This window comes from Mesorhizobium sp. M0761, from assembly GCF_040320205.1.
GTDB lineage: Bacteria > Pseudomonadota > Alphaproteobacteria > Rhizobiales > Rhizobiaceae > Mesorhizobium.
Window position 1 is genome coordinate 301,636 of the sequence record NZ_JAMYPF010000003.1, and the last position, 19,001, is coordinate 320,636.

Annotated in this window: 17 protein-coding genes; 9 read left to right on the forward strand and 8 right to left on the reverse strand. The window is 62.6% G+C overall.

The features are described 5' to 3' along the window. Window positions 1–73: 73 nt before the first annotated feature. The 4 genes from NKI32_RS06755 to NKI32_RS06770 all read left to right on the forward strand — a co-directional run bounded on the left by NKI32_RS06755 (window position 74) and on the right by NKI32_RS06770 (window position 7,390). The gene (locus tag NKI32_RS06755) at window positions 74–2,086 is read left to right on the forward strand and encodes an acetyl-CoA carboxylase biotin carboxylase subunit (protein ID WP_352511650.1); all 2,013 of its coding nucleotides are present in this window, start codon (window positions 74–76) and stop codon (window positions 2,084–2,086) included. A gap of 257 nt (window positions 2,087–2,343) precedes the next feature. Then, window positions 2,344–5,871 (forward strand): DNA polymerase III subunit alpha, encoded by a 3,528-nt coding sequence (gene dnaE / locus NKI32_RS06760; RefSeq protein ID WP_353002338.1) that lies wholly within the window; start codon window positions 2,344–2,346, stop codon window positions 5,869–5,871. Between the two features lie 169 nt (window positions 5,872–6,040). Further along, on the forward strand, window positions 6,041–6,439 hold the full coding sequence (locus NKI32_RS06765; RefSeq protein ID WP_352511647.1) for a nuclear transport factor 2 family protein: 399 nt from the start codon (window positions 6,041–6,043) through the stop codon (window positions 6,437–6,439). Between the two features lie 147 nt (window positions 6,440–6,586). Continuing rightward, a complete protein-coding gene (locus NKI32_RS06770) occupies window positions 6,587–7,390 on the forward strand; it encodes a potassium channel family protein (protein WP_352511645.1) in 804 nt (267 codons plus the stop codon). A gap of 7 nt (window positions 7,391–7,397) precedes the next feature. Here NKI32_RS06770 and NKI32_RS06775 read toward each other — a convergent pair whose 3' ends face one another. After that, complete coding sequence (locus NKI32_RS06775) at window positions 7,398–8,279, reverse strand: DMT family transporter (protein ID WP_352511644.1); 882 nt, start codon at window positions 8,277–8,279, stop codon at window positions 7,398–7,400. Between the two features lie 182 nt (window positions 8,280–8,461). Between NKI32_RS06775 and NKI32_RS06780 the strand changes: the two genes are divergently transcribed. After that, entirely contained in the window at window positions 8,462–8,968 is a 507-nt protein-coding gene (locus tag NKI32_RS06780) for a hypothetical protein (protein ID WP_353002341.1), read from the forward strand. Window positions 8,969–8,974: 6 nt separating this feature from the next. Here NKI32_RS06780 and NKI32_RS06785 read toward each other — a convergent pair whose 3' ends face one another. Beyond that, window positions 8,975–10,303 (reverse strand): DNA polymerase IV, encoded by a 1,329-nt coding sequence (locus NKI32_RS06785; protein ID WP_353002343.1) that lies wholly within the window; start codon window positions 10,301–10,303, stop codon window positions 8,975–8,977. A gap of 67 nt (window positions 10,304–10,370) precedes the next feature. Here NKI32_RS06785 and NKI32_RS06790 point away from each other — a divergent pair, with 67 nt between their 5' ends. Next, entirely contained in the window at window positions 10,371–10,946 is a 576-nt protein-coding gene (locus tag NKI32_RS06790; RefSeq protein WP_023681576.1) for a GNAT family N-acetyltransferase, read from the forward strand. A 99-nt stretch (window positions 10,947–11,045) separates the two neighbouring features. Continuing rightward, on the forward strand, window positions 11,046–12,533 hold the full coding sequence (locus tag NKI32_RS06795; RefSeq protein ID WP_353002345.1) for a hypothetical protein: 1,488 nt from the start codon (window positions 11,046–11,048) through the stop codon (window positions 12,531–12,533). A gap of 24 nt (window positions 12,534–12,557) precedes the next feature. Here NKI32_RS06795 and NKI32_RS06800 read toward each other — a convergent pair whose 3' ends face one another. Together NKI32_RS06800 and NKI32_RS06805 are read right to left on the reverse strand one after the other, a co-directional pair. Continuing rightward, window positions 12,558–13,211, reverse strand: coding sequence for a hypothetical protein (locus NKI32_RS06800; protein ID WP_353002347.1), 654 nt, complete (start codon window positions 13,209–13,211; stop codon window positions 12,558–12,560). Continuing rightward, window positions 13,208–13,507, reverse strand: a complete 300-nt coding sequence (locus NKI32_RS06805; RefSeq protein WP_023729852.1) for a DUF3572 domain-containing protein — start codon at window positions 13,505–13,507, stop codon at window positions 13,208–13,210. Before NKI32_RS06805 ends, NKI32_RS06800 begins: the two co-directional genes overlap by 4 nt. A gap of 239 nt (window positions 13,508–13,746) precedes the next feature. On the opposite strand from NKI32_RS06805, the gene NKI32_RS06810 reads away from it, so the two are divergent. Next, window positions 13,747–14,118 (forward strand): response regulator, encoded by a 372-nt coding sequence (locus NKI32_RS06810; protein ID WP_023667574.1) that lies wholly within the window; start codon window positions 13,747–13,749, stop codon window positions 14,116–14,118. Window positions 14,119–14,142: 24 nt separating this feature from the next. Then, window positions 14,143–15,516: a PleD family two-component system response regulator gene (locus NKI32_RS06815; protein WP_023710626.1), complete on the forward strand. Its 1,374-nt coding sequence runs from the start codon at window positions 14,143–14,145 to the stop codon at window positions 15,514–15,516. A 409-nt stretch (window positions 15,517–15,925) separates the two neighbouring features. Here NKI32_RS06815 and rpmG read toward each other — a convergent pair whose 3' ends face one another. The 4 genes from rpmG to NKI32_RS06835 form a co-directional block, all read right to left on the reverse strand. Further along, a complete protein-coding gene (gene rpmG / locus NKI32_RS06820) occupies window positions 15,926–16,093 on the reverse strand; it encodes a 50S ribosomal protein L33 (protein ID WP_006201775.1) in 168 nt (55 codons plus the stop codon). Between the two features lie 323 nt (window positions 16,094–16,416). Next, complete coding sequence (locus NKI32_RS06825) at window positions 16,417–16,872, reverse strand: YqfO family protein (protein ID WP_353002349.1); 456 nt, start codon at window positions 16,870–16,872, stop codon at window positions 16,417–16,419. Between the two features lie 116 nt (window positions 16,873–16,988). Further along, the gene (locus tag NKI32_RS06830; RefSeq protein WP_023681570.1) at window positions 16,989–18,164 is read right to left on the reverse strand and encodes an MFS transporter; all 1,176 of its coding nucleotides are present in this window, start codon (window positions 18,162–18,164) and stop codon (window positions 16,989–16,991) included. A 79-nt stretch (window positions 18,165–18,243) separates the two neighbouring features. Beyond that, complete coding sequence (locus tag NKI32_RS06835) at window positions 18,244–18,984, reverse strand: NUDIX hydrolase (protein ID WP_023710624.1); 741 nt, start codon at window positions 18,982–18,984, stop codon at window positions 18,244–18,246. Window positions 18,985–19,001: the final 17 nt, after the last annotated feature.

The following is a 19,001-nucleotide window of genomic DNA, read 5'->3' on the forward strand; positions in this document are numbered from 1 at the left end:
GCGCTGCCGGCGGTGCTTGAGCCCGGCTGCCGAAGCCCATAAGAAAGACGAAAGACCCGAGGAAACGCCTTCGATGTTCACGAAAATCCTGATCGCCAATCGCGGCGAGATTGCTTGCCGCGTCATCAAGACGGCGCGCAGGATGGGGATTGCCACCGTCGCGGTCTATTCCGACGCCGATCGCGACGCCGTGCACGTCGAAATGGCCGACGAGGCCGTGCATATCGGCCCATCGCCTGCCGCGCAAAGCTATCTCCTGCCTGAGAAGATCATTGCTGCCTGCAAGGAGACGGGCGTGCAGGCCGTGCATCCCGGCTACGGATTTCTGTCGGAGCGGGCCGCTTTCTGCGAAGCGCTTGAGGCTGAGGGCATTGTCTTCATCGGTCCGAAACCCAAGGCGATCAAGGCGATGGGCGACAAGATCGAATCGAAGAAGTTCGCCAATGCCGCAGAAGTGTCGACGGTACCGGGCTGGCTTGGTGTCATCGAAAATGCCGACCATGCGGAAAAGATCGCCGGCGAGATCGGTTATCCCGTGATGATCAAGGCCTCGGCCGGCGGCGGCGGTAAAGGCATGCGCATTGCCTGGAGCCAGTCGGAAGTGCGCGACGGCTTCGACCGGGCGCGCTCGGAGGCGAAAAGCTCGTTCGGCGACGACCGCGTCTTCATCGAAAAGTTCGTCGTCGATCCGCGTCATATCGAAATCCAGGTGCTGGCCGACGCGCATGGCACCGCCCTCTATCTCGGCGAGCGCGAATGCTCGATCCAGCGCCGGAACCAGAAGGTTGCGGAAGAGGCGCCGTCGCCATTCCTCGATGCCAAGACGCGCAAGGCCATGGGCGAGCAGGCCGTGGCGCTGGCCAAGGCGGTCGATTACCAGAGCGCCGGCACCGTCGAGTTCATCGTCGATGCTGAAAAGAACTTCTATTTCCTTGAAATGAATACACGATTGCAGGTCGAGCATCCGGTGACGGAGCTTGTTACCGGCATCGACCTGGTCGAGCAGATGATCCGTGTCGCCGCCGGCGAGAAGCTGGCGATCGAGCAGAGCGACGTCAAGCTGAACGGCTGGGCGGTGGAAAGCCGGCTCTATGCCGAGGATCCCTATCGCAATTTCCTGCCCTCGATCGGCCGGTTGACGCGCTACCGGCCGCCGGAGGAGGGCACGTTCGGCGATGTCGTCATCCGCAACGACACCGGCGTCACCGAAGGCTCCGAGATTCCGATGTTCTATGATCCGATGGTGGCAAAACTCTGCACCTGGGCGCCCACGCGTATCGAGGCCATCGATGCCATGTCGGAAGCGCTGGACAGTTTCGTCGTCGACGGCATCGAGCACAACATCCCGTTCCTGGCGGCGCTGATGCAGCATCCGCGCTGGCGCGAGGGGCGGATATCGACGGGCTTCATCGCCGAGGAATATCCTAACGGCTTCGCGCCGATCGTGCCCAATGGCGATGAAAAGGCAGTGCTGGCGGCGATCGCCACCGCGGTCGAGCTTCTGCGCCGCGATCGGCTTGACCGGCTGGGCGGGCGGCTGGCGCCGCATTCGGGCGCACTCAAGCGCGATTGGGTGGTGAAGCTCGGCGACGACTATCTCCAGGCTTCGATCATCGAGGGCATGATCTCCATTCCGATGGAAATCGATCTGTCGGTCGATGGCGGCAAAGCGCTGACCGTGGCGTCCGACTGGCGGCCGGGCGACCTCATCTGGCGCGGCACTGTCGGTGCCCGCAAGGTCACGGCGCAGATCAGGCCGGCGCCAAACGGCCTGCGCATTGCCTGGAAAGGCATGTCGGTGACGGCGCGCGCCATGCTGCCGCGCACGGCTGAACTGGAAAGGCTGATGCCGGAAAAGGTGGCGCCGGACACGTCCAAGATGCTGCTTTGCCCGATGCCGGGCCTGGTCGTGTCGATCGCGGTTGCCGAGGGGCAGGAGGTCAAGGCCGGCGAGACGCTGGCCGTGGTCGAGGCGATGAAGATGGAAAACGTGTTGCGCGCCGACCGCGATCTTGTCGTGTCGAAGCTCAACGCCAAGCCGGGTGACAGCCTGGCTGTGGATGCGGTGATCATGGAGTTCGCCTAGTGATTGTTTGGAAATTCTATTCCGGCGGCCTGAAGGTGGTTTCTGCGCTTCCCGTGCTCACGGACCAATGGCCGCTGCGCTCCGGTTCTCGAAACCACCATCATATGACTCGCCAGAGCGAATTTCGAACAATCTCTGAGCCGTGCGGCTGGGTACGGAAGCCTGTGGTCGGTGGTCATTTGTGCTGGACTGGCATCGCCCGGTCCGGGACAATACATCTCCATCGACTCAAAGCCCTTCGAGCAATTTGAAACATCATGGCGGATGACAAACTTCCACGCGATCCCCTGAGGCGCGAAGCAGCGCTCGCTGCTGCGCGCCCGGAGGCGCCGGCGCGGCCGTTCATCCATCTGCGCGTGCATTCGGCGTATTCGCTGCTCGAGGGCGCCTTGCAGGTCGCCGCCGTTGTCGGTCATGCCGTCAAGGACGAGTGCCCGGCAATCGCCGTCACCGACACAAACAATCTGTTCGGCGCGCTTGAGTTCGCCCAGAAGGCGGTGAAGGAAGGCATCCAGCCGATTATCGGCTGCCAGATCGATCTCGCCTTTTCCGGCGAGACCAGTGACGCACAGCGCGACCGCCGCCGCCACGGGCCGGAGATGAACGCCGTGGTGCTGCTCGCCGCCACCGAGGTTGGCTATAGCAACCTCGTCAGGCTGGTCAGCCAGGTCTATCTGGAGACGCCGCCGGGCGAGCCCGTGCATCTGACGTCAGCAATGCTGGAAGGCCATTGCGATGGCCTGATCTGCCTCAGCGGCGGGCCGCGCGGCCCGATCGGCCGGGCGCTGAAGGAGGATCGCCGAGATCTTGCCGAGACGCGGCTTCTGGCACTCAAGGCGCTGTTCGGCGACCGGCTCTATGTCGAGCTGGACCGTGTTTCCGGTTATGACCGCGCTATCGAGAAATCATCGGTCGACCTTGCCTATATCCATGATCTGCCGCTGGTCGCCACGAATGAGGCGTTCTTCGCCGCCCGCGACGACTATGACGCGCATGATGCTCTGATCGCCATTGCCGAGGGTTCGGTGGTTGCCGCCGACAACCGTCGCCGGCTGACTTCGGACAATTTCCTGCGCAGCCAGGCGGATATGGCGCGGCTGTTCGCCGACCTGCCGGAAGCGATCGACAACACCGTCGAGATCGCGCTGCGCTGTTCCTATTATCCCAAGACCCGCAATCCGATCCTGCCACGCTTTACCGGCGGCGATGTCGCCGACAATGAGGTGGCGCTGAAAGCGGAGGCCGATGAGCTACGCCGGCAGGCGCATGAGGGGCTGGAGGCGCGGCTGGCTGCGCATGGGCCCACTTCCGGCTACACGGTCGAACAATACCGCGAGCGGCTCGATTTCGAACTCTCCATCATCGAGAAGATGAAGTTTCCCGGCTATTTCCTGATCGTCGCCGACTTCATCAAATGGGCCAAGGCGCAAGGCATTCCGGTCGGGCCGGGCCGTGGTTCGGGCGCCGGATCGCTGGTCGCTTATTCCACGACCATCACCGACATCGATCCGCTGCGCTTCTCGCTGCTGTTCGAGCGCTTCCTCAACCCCGACCGCGTGTCGATGCCCGACTTCGACATCGACTTCTGCCAGGACCGGCGCGAAGAGGTCATCCGCTACGTCCAGCAGAAATATGGCCGCGACCAGGTTGGGCAGATCATCACCTTCGGTACGCTGCAGGCGCGCGCGGTGCTGCGCGACGTCGGCCGCGTGTTGCAAATGCCTTACGGCCAAGTCGACAAGCTCTCCAAAATGGTGCCGCAGAACCCCGCCAATCCGGTCAAGCTGGCGGATGCCATCGCCAACGAGCCGCGCTTTGCCGAGGAGGCGGAGAAGGAGCCAATCGTGCAGACGCTGCTCGATATGGCGCAAAAGCTGGAAGGGCTCTACCGCCACGCTTCGACGCACGCCGCCGGCATCGTCATCGGCGACCGGCCCTTGTCGGAACTGGTGCCGATGTACCGCGATCCGCGCTCCGACATGCCGGTCACCCAGTTCAACATGAAATATGTCGAGCAGGCCGGGCTGGTAAAATTCGACTTCCTCGGCCTGAAGACGCTGACGGTGCTGGAGACGGCGGTGAAGCTGATCCGCCGGCGCGGCATCGAGATCGACCTGGCGACGATCCCGCTCGACGATCCTGAAACCTACGCCATGCTGTCGCGCGGCGAAGTGGTCGGTGTGTTCCAGGTGGAAAGTGCCGGCATGCGCAAGGCGCTGATCGGCATGCGGCCCGACTGCATCGAGGACATCATCGCGCTGGTGGCGCTCTACCGTCCCGGCCCGATGGAGAACATCCCGACCTACAATGCCAGAAAACATGGCGAGGAGGAGATGGCCTCGATCCATCCCAAAATCGACCATCTGGTGAAGGAGACGCAAGGCGTCATCGTCTACCAGGAACAGGTGATGCAGATCGCGCAGGAACTGTCGGGCTATTCGCTCGGCGAAGCCGATCTGCTGCGTCGCGCGATGGGCAAGAAGATCCGCGCCGAAATGGACAAGCAGCGCGAGCGTTTCGTCACCGGTGCGGTCGAACGCGGCGTCGGCAAGCCGCAGGCCGACTTCATCTTCGACCTTCTGGCCAAGTTCGCCGACTACGGCTTCAACAAATCGCACGCGGCCGCCTACGCCGTCGTGTCCTACCAGACCGCCTATCTCAAGGCGCATTACCCCGTCGAGTTCCTGGCGGCGTCGATGACGCTCGACATGGGCAATACCGACAAACTCGCCGATTTCCGCCAGGATGCGCTGCGTCTCGGCATCGAGGTGGTGGCGCCGTCGGCGATGACCAGCTTCCGCAATTTCGAGGTCGGCGAGAACCGCATCTATTATTCGCTGGCAGCCCTCAAGGGCGTCGGCGACGCTGCGGTCGAGCACATCGTCGCCATGCGCGGCGAAAAGCCGTTCAAGAATCTCGCCGATTTCTGTGAAAGGGTCGATCCCAAGATCGTCGGCAAGCGCGTCTTCGAAAGCCTGATCATGGCCGGCGCGCTCGACTGCTTCGGCCACGACCGCGCCCAGATGATGGCCGGCGTCGAACGGATGATGGGGCTGGCTTCGCTGGCGCAGCAGAATGCCATTTCGGGCCAGCACGACATTTTCGGCGCGTCGCTCGGCGCGCAGCAGCAGGCGCTCAATTTGCCGCAGACCGATCCGTGGCTTGCCGCCGACCGGCTGCACCGTGAATTCCAGGTCGTCGGCTTCTATCTTTCGGCGCATCCGCTCGACGAGTACAAGGCGGCCCTGCAGAAGATGCGCGTGCAAAACTGGGGCGAGTTCTCGGCTGCGGTCAAACGCGGTGCCGCCGCGGGCCGGCTCGCCGGCACCGTCACCACCAAGCAGGAGCGCAAGACCCGAACCGGCAACAAGATGGGCGTCATCGCCTTTTCCGACACATCTGGCCAATATGAAGCCGTGCTGTTTTCGGAAGGGTTGGCGCAGTATCGCGATCTGCTCGAGCCCGGACGTTCGGTGGTGATCACCGTTTCGGCCGAGGATAGGCCCGAAGGGGTCAATCTGCGCATCCAGACGGTGCAGTCGCTGGAGGATGAGGCCAGCCGCATCCAGAAGGCGCTGCGCATCTTCGTGCGCGATGCGGCTCCGATCGGCATGCTGGCCGGCCAACTGGCGGTGAAGGGCGAAGGCCAGGTCAGCTTCGTGCTGATCAAGGAGGCCGGCCAAGGCGAGATCGAGATCGAATTGCCCAACCGCTACCGCATCTCGCCGCAAATCGCGTCGGCCATGCGCGCGGTGCCGGGGGTGGTCGAGGTCGAGCTCGTCTAGGCTGCGCTGATATACACGGCAGTCGCATCGACGTCGGCCAGTGCATGACGGCCTAAAGATGCTCTGGGCCTGAGATTGCAGCCGATAGGGCCAGCGTGCGGGGCGTGGTTGAACTGACCTTCCTTTGAACCACATGCGTTGAGCAGAAACTTCACAGGAACGCACAATCATGCCCAGCCGCGAACGCGTCGAAGCCTTCCTCAAGGAGGTGGTCGAAGGCTGCCACGTCAAGGCGATCGCCGACTTCTACCATGACGATGCCACCATGCAGGAAAATCTCGGCGTCCCGCGGCGCGGCAAGGAAACACTGATGGCGCATGAGCAGGCAGCACTCGACCGGATCGAGAAGATGCACACCCATCCTGTCCAGACATTCCTGGTCGATGGCGACAATGTCGCCATACGCTGGACCTTCGACCGTGTCGACAAGGCCGGCACCGTGCGCCGGCTGGAAGAGGTGGCCCTGCAGCGCTGGCATGGTGACCGGATTGCGGAGGAGCGGTTCGTCTACGACACCGCCTCGGCCTGGCGCCTCGTGGGGCCGGACGGCAAGGTGGTGGAGGGGTGACGATCACCGGGTCAGGTCATGATGAGATTTGGTTGAAATCTCATCATGATCTAACCCTTTGTTGGAGCATGATCTTTTCCAAAACCGGCACCCACTTTTTGGGATCATGCTCTAGACGGCCCCGGCTGGGACCGTTACGCACTTGTGATGAAGGCAGCCGAGAAGGACGGATTGCAGCAAAACTCAGCGATGGCGCGGCTGCGTGACAGGCTGCGCAAGCTCTATCACGGGCGCACGCCGGTGGCGTTCCGGTTTCAACTGGCGGCGGTCATCATCGACCTCGCCATCATCGCCTTCTTCGTTGCCACGCCGGTGCTCCAGGACAAGCCGTCATTCCTGTGGCTCGACTATACCGTCGCCGCATTGGTCGCCGCCGACCTGATTGCCCGGCTGTTAGCCTCCAACGACATGTTGCGGCTGATGAAACAGCCGACATCCTGGGTCGATGTCTTCATCCTTTTGACGCTGCTGATGCCGACGGCGCTGGCAAATCTGGCGTTCCTGCGCATCCTGCGGCTGTGGTCGCTGTCGCGCAGCGGGTCGCTGTGGCGGCATTTCGAAATGCGTGGCTTGAGGCCCTGGCGCGAGGCGAGCCACGCGGTCATCAACCTGTTGACGTTCCTGTTCGTCATCACCGGCTTCGTCTACACCTTCTTCTTCCGCACCGGCGCCGGCCTCGAAAACTACATTGATGCGCTGTATTTCACCGTTGCCACGGTGACGACCACCGGTTTCGGCGACATCGTGCTGCCGGGGATCGCCGGCAAGCTGACCGCGATCGCCACCATGATCATCGGCATCTCGCTGTTCGTCAGACTGGCGACGGCGATTTTTCGACCCGCCAAGGTGTTCTTTCCCTGTCCGCAATGCGGACTGCAACGGCATGAGCCGGACGCCGTGCACTGCAAGGCCTGCGGGCATCTTCTCAACATACCGGATGAGGGGAATTGACCGACCGCTACGAGGCCGCGACCTCGGCCGGCTTTGGCGCCTTGCGCTGCAGGTTGAGCAGGTTGCCCATCAGGATCAGCAGGGCGCCGCCGGCTGTAAAGATGTCGATCTGCTCGCTGTAGAGCAGCCAGCCGATCAGCGCCGACAGCGGCACGCGCAGGAAATCCATCGGTGAAATCACCGTAGCGTCGGCATAGGTGAGGGCACGCGCCATGCAGAAATGCGACGACATGCCGGTGAAGGCAATCAGCAGGATCCATGGCCAGAGTTCGAGCGGTGGGTTGCGCCATCCATAAAGCGCCGGGATCAGGCCGACCACCGACTGGATGATCAGCATCCAGAAGATGATGCGCACGACGCTGTCCGTGCGGGTCAGCGACTTGACCAACACCACCGATACGCCAAAGCACACGGCCGCGCCGAGAACGACGAGGTGACCCGGATCCATGGAGCCGACGCCGGGGCGAACGATGACCACCACGCCGATCAGGCCAAGCACGACCGCCGCAATTTTCGGGCGGGAGAGCCTTTCGCCAAGAAAGGTCACCGCCAGGATCGCGGTCCAGATCGGTGTGGTGAATTCGATCGATATGAGCACCGCAAGCGGGATCAGCGTCAGCGCATAGAGCCATGCCGCCTGGCCCGTATAGTGGATGACATTGCGAGCGATATGGGCCAACGGGCGCTGCGTGAGCATTGCGGCGAATCCGCCGCTCATCATCACCAGCGGCAACAGGATGAAGAAGCCGATTACCGAGCGCAGTTCCAGCACCTGGAAGACGTTGAGCTCGGCGGTGGTTGCGCGGCCGGCGACTGACATCGCCAGAAACGAGGCGATCGACAGCGCCATCCAGAACGCGGCTTTGGGGATCGATGGGGAAGGTGCCATAGGCGCTATGTCGCAAGCCGGGACTTCTATCGCAACCGTTAGGCGACGCATTCGACTGGGCCAGACCGTTGCAAAACAGCCATGCTGGAAGTGGAACCTGACGCAACGGCAGGCGTTGGTTCCCGGTATTGGCCAATTGCTGGACGCATCGTTTCTTCAACATCAACGGGGGAAAGGTTCCGATGAAATCATTCGCGCGGTTTCTGCTAGCCGGCTGCCTGCTAACTGCAAGCGCCGCGGCCCATGCCGACGAGGCGAATTTTCTCAGCTCCTTGCAAGGGAATTTCTCCGGCAAGGGGACAGTCAAGGTCACCACCGACGCACCGACGATGAATGTGTCCTGCACCTTCAATTCAGACGCGACCTCGAGTTCATTGTCGCTTGACGGCAATTGCCGTGGTCTTGTCGTGGTGGCGCGCGCCATCAGCGCCAATCTGAAGGCCCGCGGGGCGAAGTATACTGGCGTCTATGTCGGGTCGCGCACCGGGCCGGCACAGCTCGCCGGCAGCCGTTCCGGGAACGCGATCAGTCTCGGCTTTCGCTGGGCGGCGGAGGTCAATGGCGATCGCAAGGCGCGGTTGACGGTGGAGAAAACCAGCGGCGACGGAATGCGGTTGACCGTTACCGACGTCGATCCGAAAACCGGCAAGAACGTGGTGACGAGCCGCATCGATCTCAAGCGTATCTAAGCCGTCTCACTCCTCGATCGGCTCCGGCGGGTTGGCGTTGCGGCCTTTACCGAAGGTGTAGCCGGTTTCCACCGCCTTCTTGCCGAACTTGTCGCGCAGCGTATCGATGGCGCTTTCGGCCATGGCGCGCTTGCGCGAGCCGACGTCGACGAGATCGGGCGGATCGGCCTTCTCGTCATCCGAGAGATCGCTGACACCGATGCCAAGCAGCCGGTACTTTGTCCCGTCCGCCTCCTTGCGCAACAGCTCGAGCCCGGTCTGGAAAATGCGGTCGGCCAGCCGGGTCGGGTCGCCGAGCTGGCGGTTGCGGGTACGCAGCTTGAAATCCTGCGTCTTCAGCTTCAGCACCACGGTGCGCCCGGCAATGCCTGACTTCTTCAGCCGCGCCGAGACCTTTTCCGACAATCCCCTCAGCACTGGAACCAGTTCGCCCATTTCAGCTATGTCGGTGTCGAAAGTGGTTTCGGCCGACACACTTTTCGCATCCTGGTCGGGATCGACACGGCGGTCGTCCTGGCCGCGCGAGAGATGGTAGAGCCGGGTGCCCATCACGCCATAGCGGCGCATAAGATCAGCGCGCTCCATGCGCTGCAACTGGGCGATGCTGCGGATGCCGTCGCGTTCGAGCGTTGCGGCAAAAGCCTTGCCTACGCCCCAGATCAGCGTCACTGGCTGTTCGGCCAGGAAACCCAGCGCCTCGGCTTCGCCGATCACCGAAAAGCCGCGCGGCTTGCGGAAATCGGAGGCAACCTTGGCCAGGAACTTGCAGTAGGAAAGGCCGGCCGAAACGGTGATGCCGATTTCCTTTTCGACGGTCTGCGCAAAGCGCGCCAGCACCACCGCCGGCGGCATGCCGTGCAGGCGCTCGGTGCCGGCAAGGTCGAGAAACGCCTCATCGATGGAGAGCGGTTCGACCAGCGGCGTGAGCGCCTGCATCAAGGCGCGGACATCGCGGCCGACGCGGACGTATTTCTCCATATTGGGCGGGATGACGACCGCTTCCGGACAGGCTTCGAGCGCCTTGAACATCGGCATTGCCGAGCGCACCCCCTGGATGCGGGCGATGTAGCAGGCGGTGGAAACGACGCCGCGCTTGCCGCCGCCGATGATCAGCGGCTTGTCCTTCAGCGCCGGATTGTCGCGCTTTTCGATCGCCGCATAGAAGGCGTCGCAATCGATATGCGCCAGATGCAGCTGGTAGAGCTCGGGATGGCGGGTGAGTCGAGGGCTGCCGCAACGCTCACAGCGCTTGGTATCGCTGCGCTGAAAGGTCAGGCAGTCGCGGCAAAAACCGTGCTCGGGATTGTTGACAGGGGCCGCCATCGCTGCGAACATAAAGAGAACAGATGCAATGGTACGTCAGGACGGAAGCCGCCACAAGCGGTTAGCCGGGAGAGAACTCATGAGCACCACCATAGCGCCGCTGGCGCCTGACCTATGGGCGGATTTCGAGGATCTTTTCGGCAAGCAGGGCGCCTGTTACGGCTGCTGGTGCACGCATTTCCGGATGGCGCCGGCGGTCCGACGGGCCAGCGACAAGCAGCGCAACAAGGATCATATCAAGGCGCGTATCGAGGCCGGGCCGCCGCCGGGGCTTTTGGCCTTCGAGGACGGCCAGGCGGTCGGCTGGATGCAGATCGGTCCACGCGCCGACGTGCCCGAATGGAACAATCGGGGCCGGGGCTCGGCGCCGGTCGATCCAACCGACGCCGTAGATCCCGGCGTCTGGGCCATCTCCTGCTTCTTCATCCGCGCCAGCGCGCGCGGCCGGGGCGTCAGCCACCGCCTGGTCGAGGGCGGCATCGCTTTTGCCCGCCAGAACAAGGCGCGGCTGGTCGAGGCGTGTCCGATCGACGTGTCGCGCGATTCGCGTTCGATCGGGCTGTTCGTCGGCTCGTCGCGTGTGTTTGAAAAGGCCGGCTTCGAGCGGCTTGTCGAACGCAAGGCCGGACGGCCGCTGATGCGGCTGGTGTTGTAGTCAATTACCCGTCGGCGTTTGTTGATGTCCTGTGGAAGCTGTAGGTTGGTTTCATAGCAGACGAACGAAGCGTTCCTTTTTGGTCAAATGGAGAATTTTGTGAACCGTGTCCTGCCGCTTGCTTTCCTTCTCGCCCTCAGCGCTCCTGCCTTTGGCCAGGCTGTCGATGCCCAAGGTGCCAAGCAACTTTCCGATGAGCTCTCTCGCTATGTCGGCAAACAGGCGCTCAATGAAGGCATTTTGAAGATCTCAGCCGAGGAGGGTGCCTACAAGATCACCTTCGATGTGAAGGCGCTTGTGGCGAAGATGCCGAAGCAGGATCTGAAGCGGTTCGATTTCCCGCCCGTCACGCTGCGGGTCAAACCGCGCAGCGACGGAGGCTGGGATGTCGCCTCGGATTTCTCTACGACTGGGTCCGTCGAGGTAAATGGCCCAAATGGCCTGAACACCGGGCAAATCGTTGTCAAGGATGGCAAGTTCACGGGCGTCTATGACCCGGAACTGGCGGCATTTACCAGCGGCACCAGTTCGATTGCAGGCATGACGATGACGTCGCGCCAAGTCAGTCAATTGACCGATTTGAGCGTGGGGCTGGGCTCTTCCAAATTTGACGCCAGCAAGTCGGCCAACGGCGGCGTCGATCTTAATTTCACACAGGCGATGGCGGACTTCGTCGAAACGGTCAAAATCGATGACCGGTCAATCGCAGCGCTCCGGGCACCGGAGCTCGCTGTGAACGTGACCGCTAAGGCCATTCAGACCAAGCCGCTTCTGGATCTTTTGGCGTTCGCCGTCGCCCATGAGGACGAGGCCCGGCTGAAGGCCGATCAAGCAGAGTTCAAAACGCTTCTGCTCGGTGCGCTGCCGCTATGGGAACGGATCGATGGGACCTACGCATTCAAAAACCTTGCCATTGAAACATATGCCGGCAATTTCGGCGCGGCGCAGCTGAACACCGTTGTCGGCATGGACGGCATCACCAAGGACGGCAAGATCAGCTACGCATTCAAGGTTTCCGGCCTGACAATACCGCAGCAGATGCTGCCCAGTTGGACCGTTGCGTTGCTGCCGACGGATCTCGACCTGAATTTCGGCGGCGCCAACATCGATCTCGACAGTATGGCTCGGAAAACCATAGAAACCCTCGATTTCAGTAAGGATCCACCGCTTCCGGCAGATTTCGGCGATCAGATTTCCGCCAATTTCCTGGCCAAGACACCAAAGTTCGTGCTTGGACACAGCACGGTCAAGAATGGCGACATAGAGGTCGCCATGGAAGGCGAAATGACCTTCCCCGACAAGAAGCCCGATGCCAACGTGACCATCGACGTCACCGGCTACGACGAGATCGTGGCAAGCCTGCAGGAGGCGGCGAAGACCGACCCGCAAGCGTCGCAGGCTTTCACAGGGGCGCTTGCCATCAAGGGATTCGCCAAGACGCTGCCGGGCGGTCGTATCGAATGGGTGATCAACGCCAGGCACGACGGGTCGGTGACGGTCAACGGCGCCATGCTGAAGGGGCCTGATCCGGTCGTGGAAGACAACACCGATCAGGATGCGAGCCCTGGGACAGCAACGAAGCCCTGAGCGCTGGACTCAGAGGCGACTAACTCAGAGCCCGAGCGCGCTCGCGATCTTCGGCGCGGCCTCGTGCCAGTCCTCGACGGAGATGATGTCGTCCGGCACCGGCGGCAGGAAGGCGCGGAGCGAATTGTCGGCCATCAGGTGGAAGAGATGGGCTTCGGCAACCGAGTTGCGTGCCGAGATGAGATTGGTGGGCTGGTCGTCGACAAAGGCTACCGGCCGGCCTTTGCTACCACGCAACTTGGCCACCGCCGGTCCCTTGGCCATTTCGGTGGTCAACAGGGGATAGGGCAGACCGAGCGCATCGAGATGGGCGCGGCGGGCGGCGCGATGCCGGTGCGGCATGGCGGTCAAAAGGACGATCTCGACGCGGTCGCCGAGGCTGGCAAGCGCTTGTTCGGCACCGTCGGTGACGCTCTGCCAGTCGGCCTGCGTATCGAAGAAATCTCCGAGAAGTGCCGTCACCTCCGGCTGTTCGATCAGCCGGCCGCTCGCCGTTTCGGCAATGTTGCCGGTGAGACGGAACGAGGCCAGCGTCAGGCCGAAGCCGCGCGATTTCAGGAAATGCGGAAACGGCCGGATGAATTCGAGCACGACATCGTCGACATCGAGGATCAGCAGAGGCCGGTCGTCGGCTGCAAGTTCGGCGATCTGGCGTGCCGTCTCGGGATCGTCGCTCATATCGAATGCTCATGGTCCTCGCCGCCAAGAGGCAGCGCGCGCAACGCCTTGCCGACTGAGGCAGGCGGGGTGCCGGTTTCCTCGGCAAAGCGCAGCAAGGTCGGCTCGTGGGCGAGGATGAACTGCAGCACGCCGGCAAGGAATCCCGGTTCGGCCGCGGCGCGGCGGATGGCGGACGCCTCGATGCCGGTGATGGCCAGGAAGCGCGGCAGGAGTTCGGGGTCGGCGGCGACGAAGCCCAGTGCCTTCACGGCAATGGTTTCCGCTTCCTCGCGCATTGACGCTGCGTTTGCCATCACTACTTTCTCGTTGCGGAAATGAGTCTCTTTTCCGCAGTAATCGCAAGCGTCGCCTGCGGCAAGCCACAGCCCCGATCCAATGTGGTTTTCGAGGTGGAATCCGAATGGCTTTTGCCGCTTCGGGTTTCCGTTTCGTCAATCATATTGCCTTAAGAGTGAGCGAGGGTTTGGTGTGCTTCGACAAGGGCGCATAGCGGCAGGGCTTCGGGCAGAAGCCTGGCCGGGACGGGAAATCGATGCCTAAGAAGGTCATGATCGTCGAGGACAACGAGCTCAATATGAAGCTCTTTCGCGACCTCATCGAAGCCAGCGGTTATGAAACGGTGCGCACGCGCAACGGGCTCGAGGCGCTCGATCTGGCGCGCCAGCACAGGCCCGACCTGATCCTGATGGACATCCAGCTGCCCGAAGTGTCGGGGCTGGAAGTGACGAAATGGCTGAAGGAGGACGACGACCTCCATTCCATTCCGGTCATCGCCGTCACCGCCTTCGCCATGAAGGGCGACGAGGAACGCATTCGCCAGGGCGGTTGCGAGGCCTACATCTCCAAGCCGATCTCGGTGCCGCGTTTCATCGAGACCATCAAATCCTATCTCGGTGATGCCTGATGCCTTCAGCCGGAGCCTTGTGACATGACCGCGCGGATCCTCGTCGTCGACGACATCCCTGCCAATGTCAAACTTCTCGAGGTTCGGCTGCTGGCCGAATATTTCGAGGTGTTGACGGCCTTCAACGGGCCGGACGCGATCGAGACCTGCGAAAACGGCAAGGTCGATGTCGTGCTGCTCGACGTGATGATGCCCGGCATGGACGGGTTCGAGGTCTGCAAGCGGCTGAAAAGCGATCCGGCGACCGCGCATATACCGGTGGTCATGGTGACCGCGCTGGGCCACGTTGCCGACCGGGTGCGCGGCCTCGAGGCAGGCGCCGACGACTTTCTCACCAAGCCGGTCAACGATCTGCAGCTGATGACGCGGGTGAAGAGCCTGGTCAGGCTGAAGTCGCTGACCGACGAACTGCGGCTGCGCGCATCGACCACCCGCAACATCGGCATCGAGGCGCTGTTGAGCCGCAGCTTCGCGTCGGAGGACGCCACGCCGAAGGTGCTGTTGATCGACGAGCGCAAATCGTCGTTCGAGCGCATCCAGAAAATGCTGCGCGGCAGCGCCGAGCTCGACATTGCGACCGATCCGCATGCCGGCTTCTTCCAAGCCGCCGAGGCGCCCTATGAGTGCGTGCTGATCTCGACCGGTTTTGCCGATTTCGATCCGCTGCGGTTGTGTTCGCAATTTCGTTCGCTCGACCGCACCCGCTTCCTGCCGATCATCCTGATTGCCGATGGAGGCGAGGAGGGGCGCATCATTCGCGGGCTCGAGCTCGGCATCAACGACTATCTGATGCGGCCGATCGACCAGCAGGAGCTGACGGCGCGGCTGCGCACGCAGGTGCGCCGCAAGCGCTACAACGACCAGCTGCGCGCCAGCGTCACCCAGACCATCGAGATGGCGGTGACCGACGCATTGACCGGCCTGCACAACCGCCGCTACCTCGACAGCCATTTGCAGACGCTGTTCGACCGCGCCGTGGCGCGGCGGCGGCCTCTGTCGGTGATGATCACCGATCTGGACCGCTTCAAGACCGTCAATGACTCGCATGGCCATGATGGCGGCGACGATGTGCTGCGCGAGTTCGCAAGGCGGCTGCGCAAGAACGTCAGGGGTATCGACCTTGCCTGCCGCTTCGGCGGCGAGGAATTCGTCGTTGTGATGCCGGACACGGACGGCGCGGTGGCGGAGAAAGTTGCCGAGCGCATTCGCGCTGAAATCGCCCAGCTGCCGTTTGCCATCGGCCCTGAAGGCAAGGCGATCGAAGTCACGGTCAGCGTCGGCGTGTCATCGGTTCTGAAGGGCGCGGACACGGTCGCGGCGTTGATGAAACGTGCCGACGTGGCGCTCTACGAAGCCAAAAGTGGCGGCCGCAACCGGGTCGTCGCCAAGGCAGCGTAGGCTAGACCACCGATTATGCAGTCAATCGGACAGGGTTAGGAATTTACCTTAATCCAAGCGATTCGGCAGGCTTGGTTAAGAAACTATTGATTTTCAAACATTGTTGCGCAAATGTGCGGTGCAAGAACAAGGGCGATGCGGGCACGAGGGTAGACAGCCGCATCGCTTCGCCGAATACCCCATGATGCTCAGGTCCGCCGCATCTCCTGGGTCCGTGGGGTCGGCCGGCCGGCGCTGGCACATAGTGGCCTCCTCGTACCGCTGCCATACGCCGACCGGCCCCCTTTTTTGCCAAAAAATGAGATGAGCACTTCGCGCCAAACAGCGGAGGGTTCTGGCTTTTCGGGGCCTTGAATCAAAAACGCCGCCCGAAGGGGCGGCGCTTTTGACAGAGCGTATGAAAACCAGATTACTTGATCTTGGTTTCCTTGAACTCGACATGCTTCTTGGCGACCGGGTCGTATTTGCGGAACGACAGCTTGTCGGTCTTGGTACGGCTGTTCTTGCTGGTCACGTAGAAGAAACCGGTGTCGGCGGTCGACAGAAGCTTGATCTTGATGTTTGCGGCTTTGGCCATTGTATCAGTCCGTTATGTTCGTGGGGTTTTGGCCGCTGGAGCGGGGGAAAACACCCGGACGCGGGAAACTTGGCGCGACACATAAAGAACGTGCCCGGAAAGTCAAGCCCGGCGCGGCCGCCGTGTCGTAAGCACATGAGTTGTCCGGATTAGGTAGCACATGAGTTGTCCGGTTTTATCACCGGCTCGATGGAGGCTGAGGCTCAGGGCGTTCGAATCTCGAAAACCAAGCAATTGGCTTTTCGTCCGCTACGAGGCCGCTTCTCACCCCACAAGGAGAGAAGGTAAGGTCGCTGTTGCTCGCCCTCAGCGGGGCCGGATTTCTAGGCTTCTTCCTTAACTGGAAGCGCTTTTTTCCAGTCCCCGGTGGTGTTCCACCAGCGATTCGGATTGGCGCGGTCGTCCAGGCCCTTGGAGCGGCTGGCGAGGATCGGCTGGATGCGGATCACCGGCTCCTGGTAGGAATGCACCTGGAAAATCGCCTCGACGACGCGGGCGGCGAGCGACTGGTCGTCGGGCAACTCGAACGAGACCTCGACGGTGCCGGGGCGGCGGCGCAGTTCGGTTTCGACGCCGGCGGCTGCACCTTCCAGCGGTCGGTAGCGTTCGATGCCGTGCGCCGTTTGATAGGCGTTGCGGTCGTATTTGCCCATTGCCAGCGGCGCGATCGCGACCACGGCGTCCATGATGCGGTCGACATCGGCTGCCGGGGCCTGGAAGCTGACAAGCAGCAGAAGCGTCATGCGCAGAGATGTGGTTTCAAAGCCGCTGTCGATCATCGCCGTATCCTCAAACTCGGGTTTTTTGGGACACCCTTTTAGCTGAGGTCTCCTGACACGGTTCTGTCAGCAGCGGCGACATCCCGTCAGGATTGCGCAGGCTGGCGACGGACAGGCTACCAGATCTTGCGGACCAGCCTGGCGCTGACCAAGGCGATATAGGCGGCAAAGAACAGGCCGAGCGACCAGCCGAAGCCGGAGGGCCCGAAGGCATCCATGCCGATGCCGATCGCCTGCGGGCCAAGCACCATGCCGACGCCGTAGCAGAGCACGAAGGCGGCGTTGGCCGAGGCCAGTTCATGGCCGGAGAGCTGCGAGCCCAGATGGGCAAGGCCGATCGTGTACATGGCGGCCACCACGCCGCCCCAGACAAACAGAAGCGCCGCCATCAGGTGCCAATTGCCGGCGAAGAACGGCATGAAGATGGTGCCGGCAAGTCCGACCGTGGCACAGGCCAAAAGCAGATAGCGGCGGTCTGAGACGCGGTCGCTGATCATGCCGATAGGGATCTGCAACAGCACGTTGCCGAGGCCGATCATGGTGAGCAGGAGGGCTGCATCCGCCTCGGAATAGCCGATGCGGTTGCCATAGACGGGGAACAGCGCAAAGCCGCCGGTCTCGACGGCGCCGAACACCAGCACGGCGGCGGTCGCTGTCGGCACCAGCCAGATGTAGCGCAGGAAGTTGCTGGTTTCGCCGTCAACCACGATTGTGGGACTTTCATTCCGTGCGGCCAGCACCGGGATTGCGGCCAGCGCGACCAGGACGATGATGACGCCAAACGGCAAGAAGCCGGTGCTGCCGATATGGGCGAAGATCCATGGCCCGGCGGCGAAGCCGAGCGACAGCACTGTGGCGTAGATGCCGAGCACCAGGCCGCGCCGGCGCGGCGGCGCCGAGGTGCTGATCCAGAATTCCGACAGGATGAACAGCACCGTCAGCGCGATGTGCAGCACGACGCGTAGTGGGAACCACATCCAGAAGTCCGGCGCGAAGTGGAAGCCGACAAAGGCGAGCGCGCCGGCGGCGATCATGGCGATCATCGTCCAGGCGACGCCGAAGCGCATCGCCAGCGGCGTGGCCAGCGGGGCGCCGGCGATCGAGGCAAGGCCGGCGACCGCGGTGTTGAGGCCGATCATCGATGCCGAGTGGCCGCGGCTCTCGAGAATAACGCTGAGCAGCGGCATGCCGAGGCCTATGGCGATGCCGACGACGCTGATCGACGAGATCGCGGCGATCATCGGTAGCCAATGTACGCGCTCGTCGCCCTCTTGCTGGGTATCGACCGTCATGTGATGCCTGAATACTCTGTCTGTTTGATATTGCGTAATTCCGGACGGAAAACCGCGTCACACTTTTCCTGGAATTGCTCTAAAGAATTTCGCGAACGAAGCGGTTGCGGATAAGCCGGTAGAACGGCACGGACCCACCGGGTCGCAGGCGCGGATCGCCGGCAAGCCGCGTCTCCAGCTCCTGCAAGATCGTTCGGGTGATGTCGGGGATATCGGCCTCTCTGGCCTTGGCAAGCGGCAGCCAGACCAGTTCTTCCAGCTCATTGGTCGGGCCGCCACCCGGCAGTTCCACGGCGACATCGCTGCGCCAGGCGCTGAAGAAGCGGGTGTCGAAACGACGCACGCGATTGGGCGGGGTGATGGCGCGGGCGATGAAGCGCAGCGGCGCCAGCGAAGGCTGGACGCCGTGCTCGACAAAGCCCTGCCAGTCGCGCTTGTCGGTTGCGAACGAGCCTTTGCGGCCGATGAGCAGGCCGGCTTCCTCATAAGTCTCGCGGATGGCCGAGAGCGCGATGGCACGGGCCCGCGACGGGCTGATGCGGCCGACGCCGGCGGTCAGCCTGGCTTCTTCCTCCGGGAGCAATGGGGTGGCAACGGCTATGCGGCTGTCGGCCGAATCGGTGCGGCCGCCGGGAAAGACGAACTTGCCGGGCATGAAGGCGTGGCCTGCATGGCGCCGGCCCATCAGCACCAGAATCTCGTCGCCCTCGCGGTCGAGCAGGATCAGGGTGGCGGCATCGCGCGGGCGTATGGGCAGGCCGCTGTGGGCGGCTGCGCCACGGTCCATCCTGCTGACTTCCGCCTTGGTCATACCTTCCATGCGCAGGACCTAGCGGA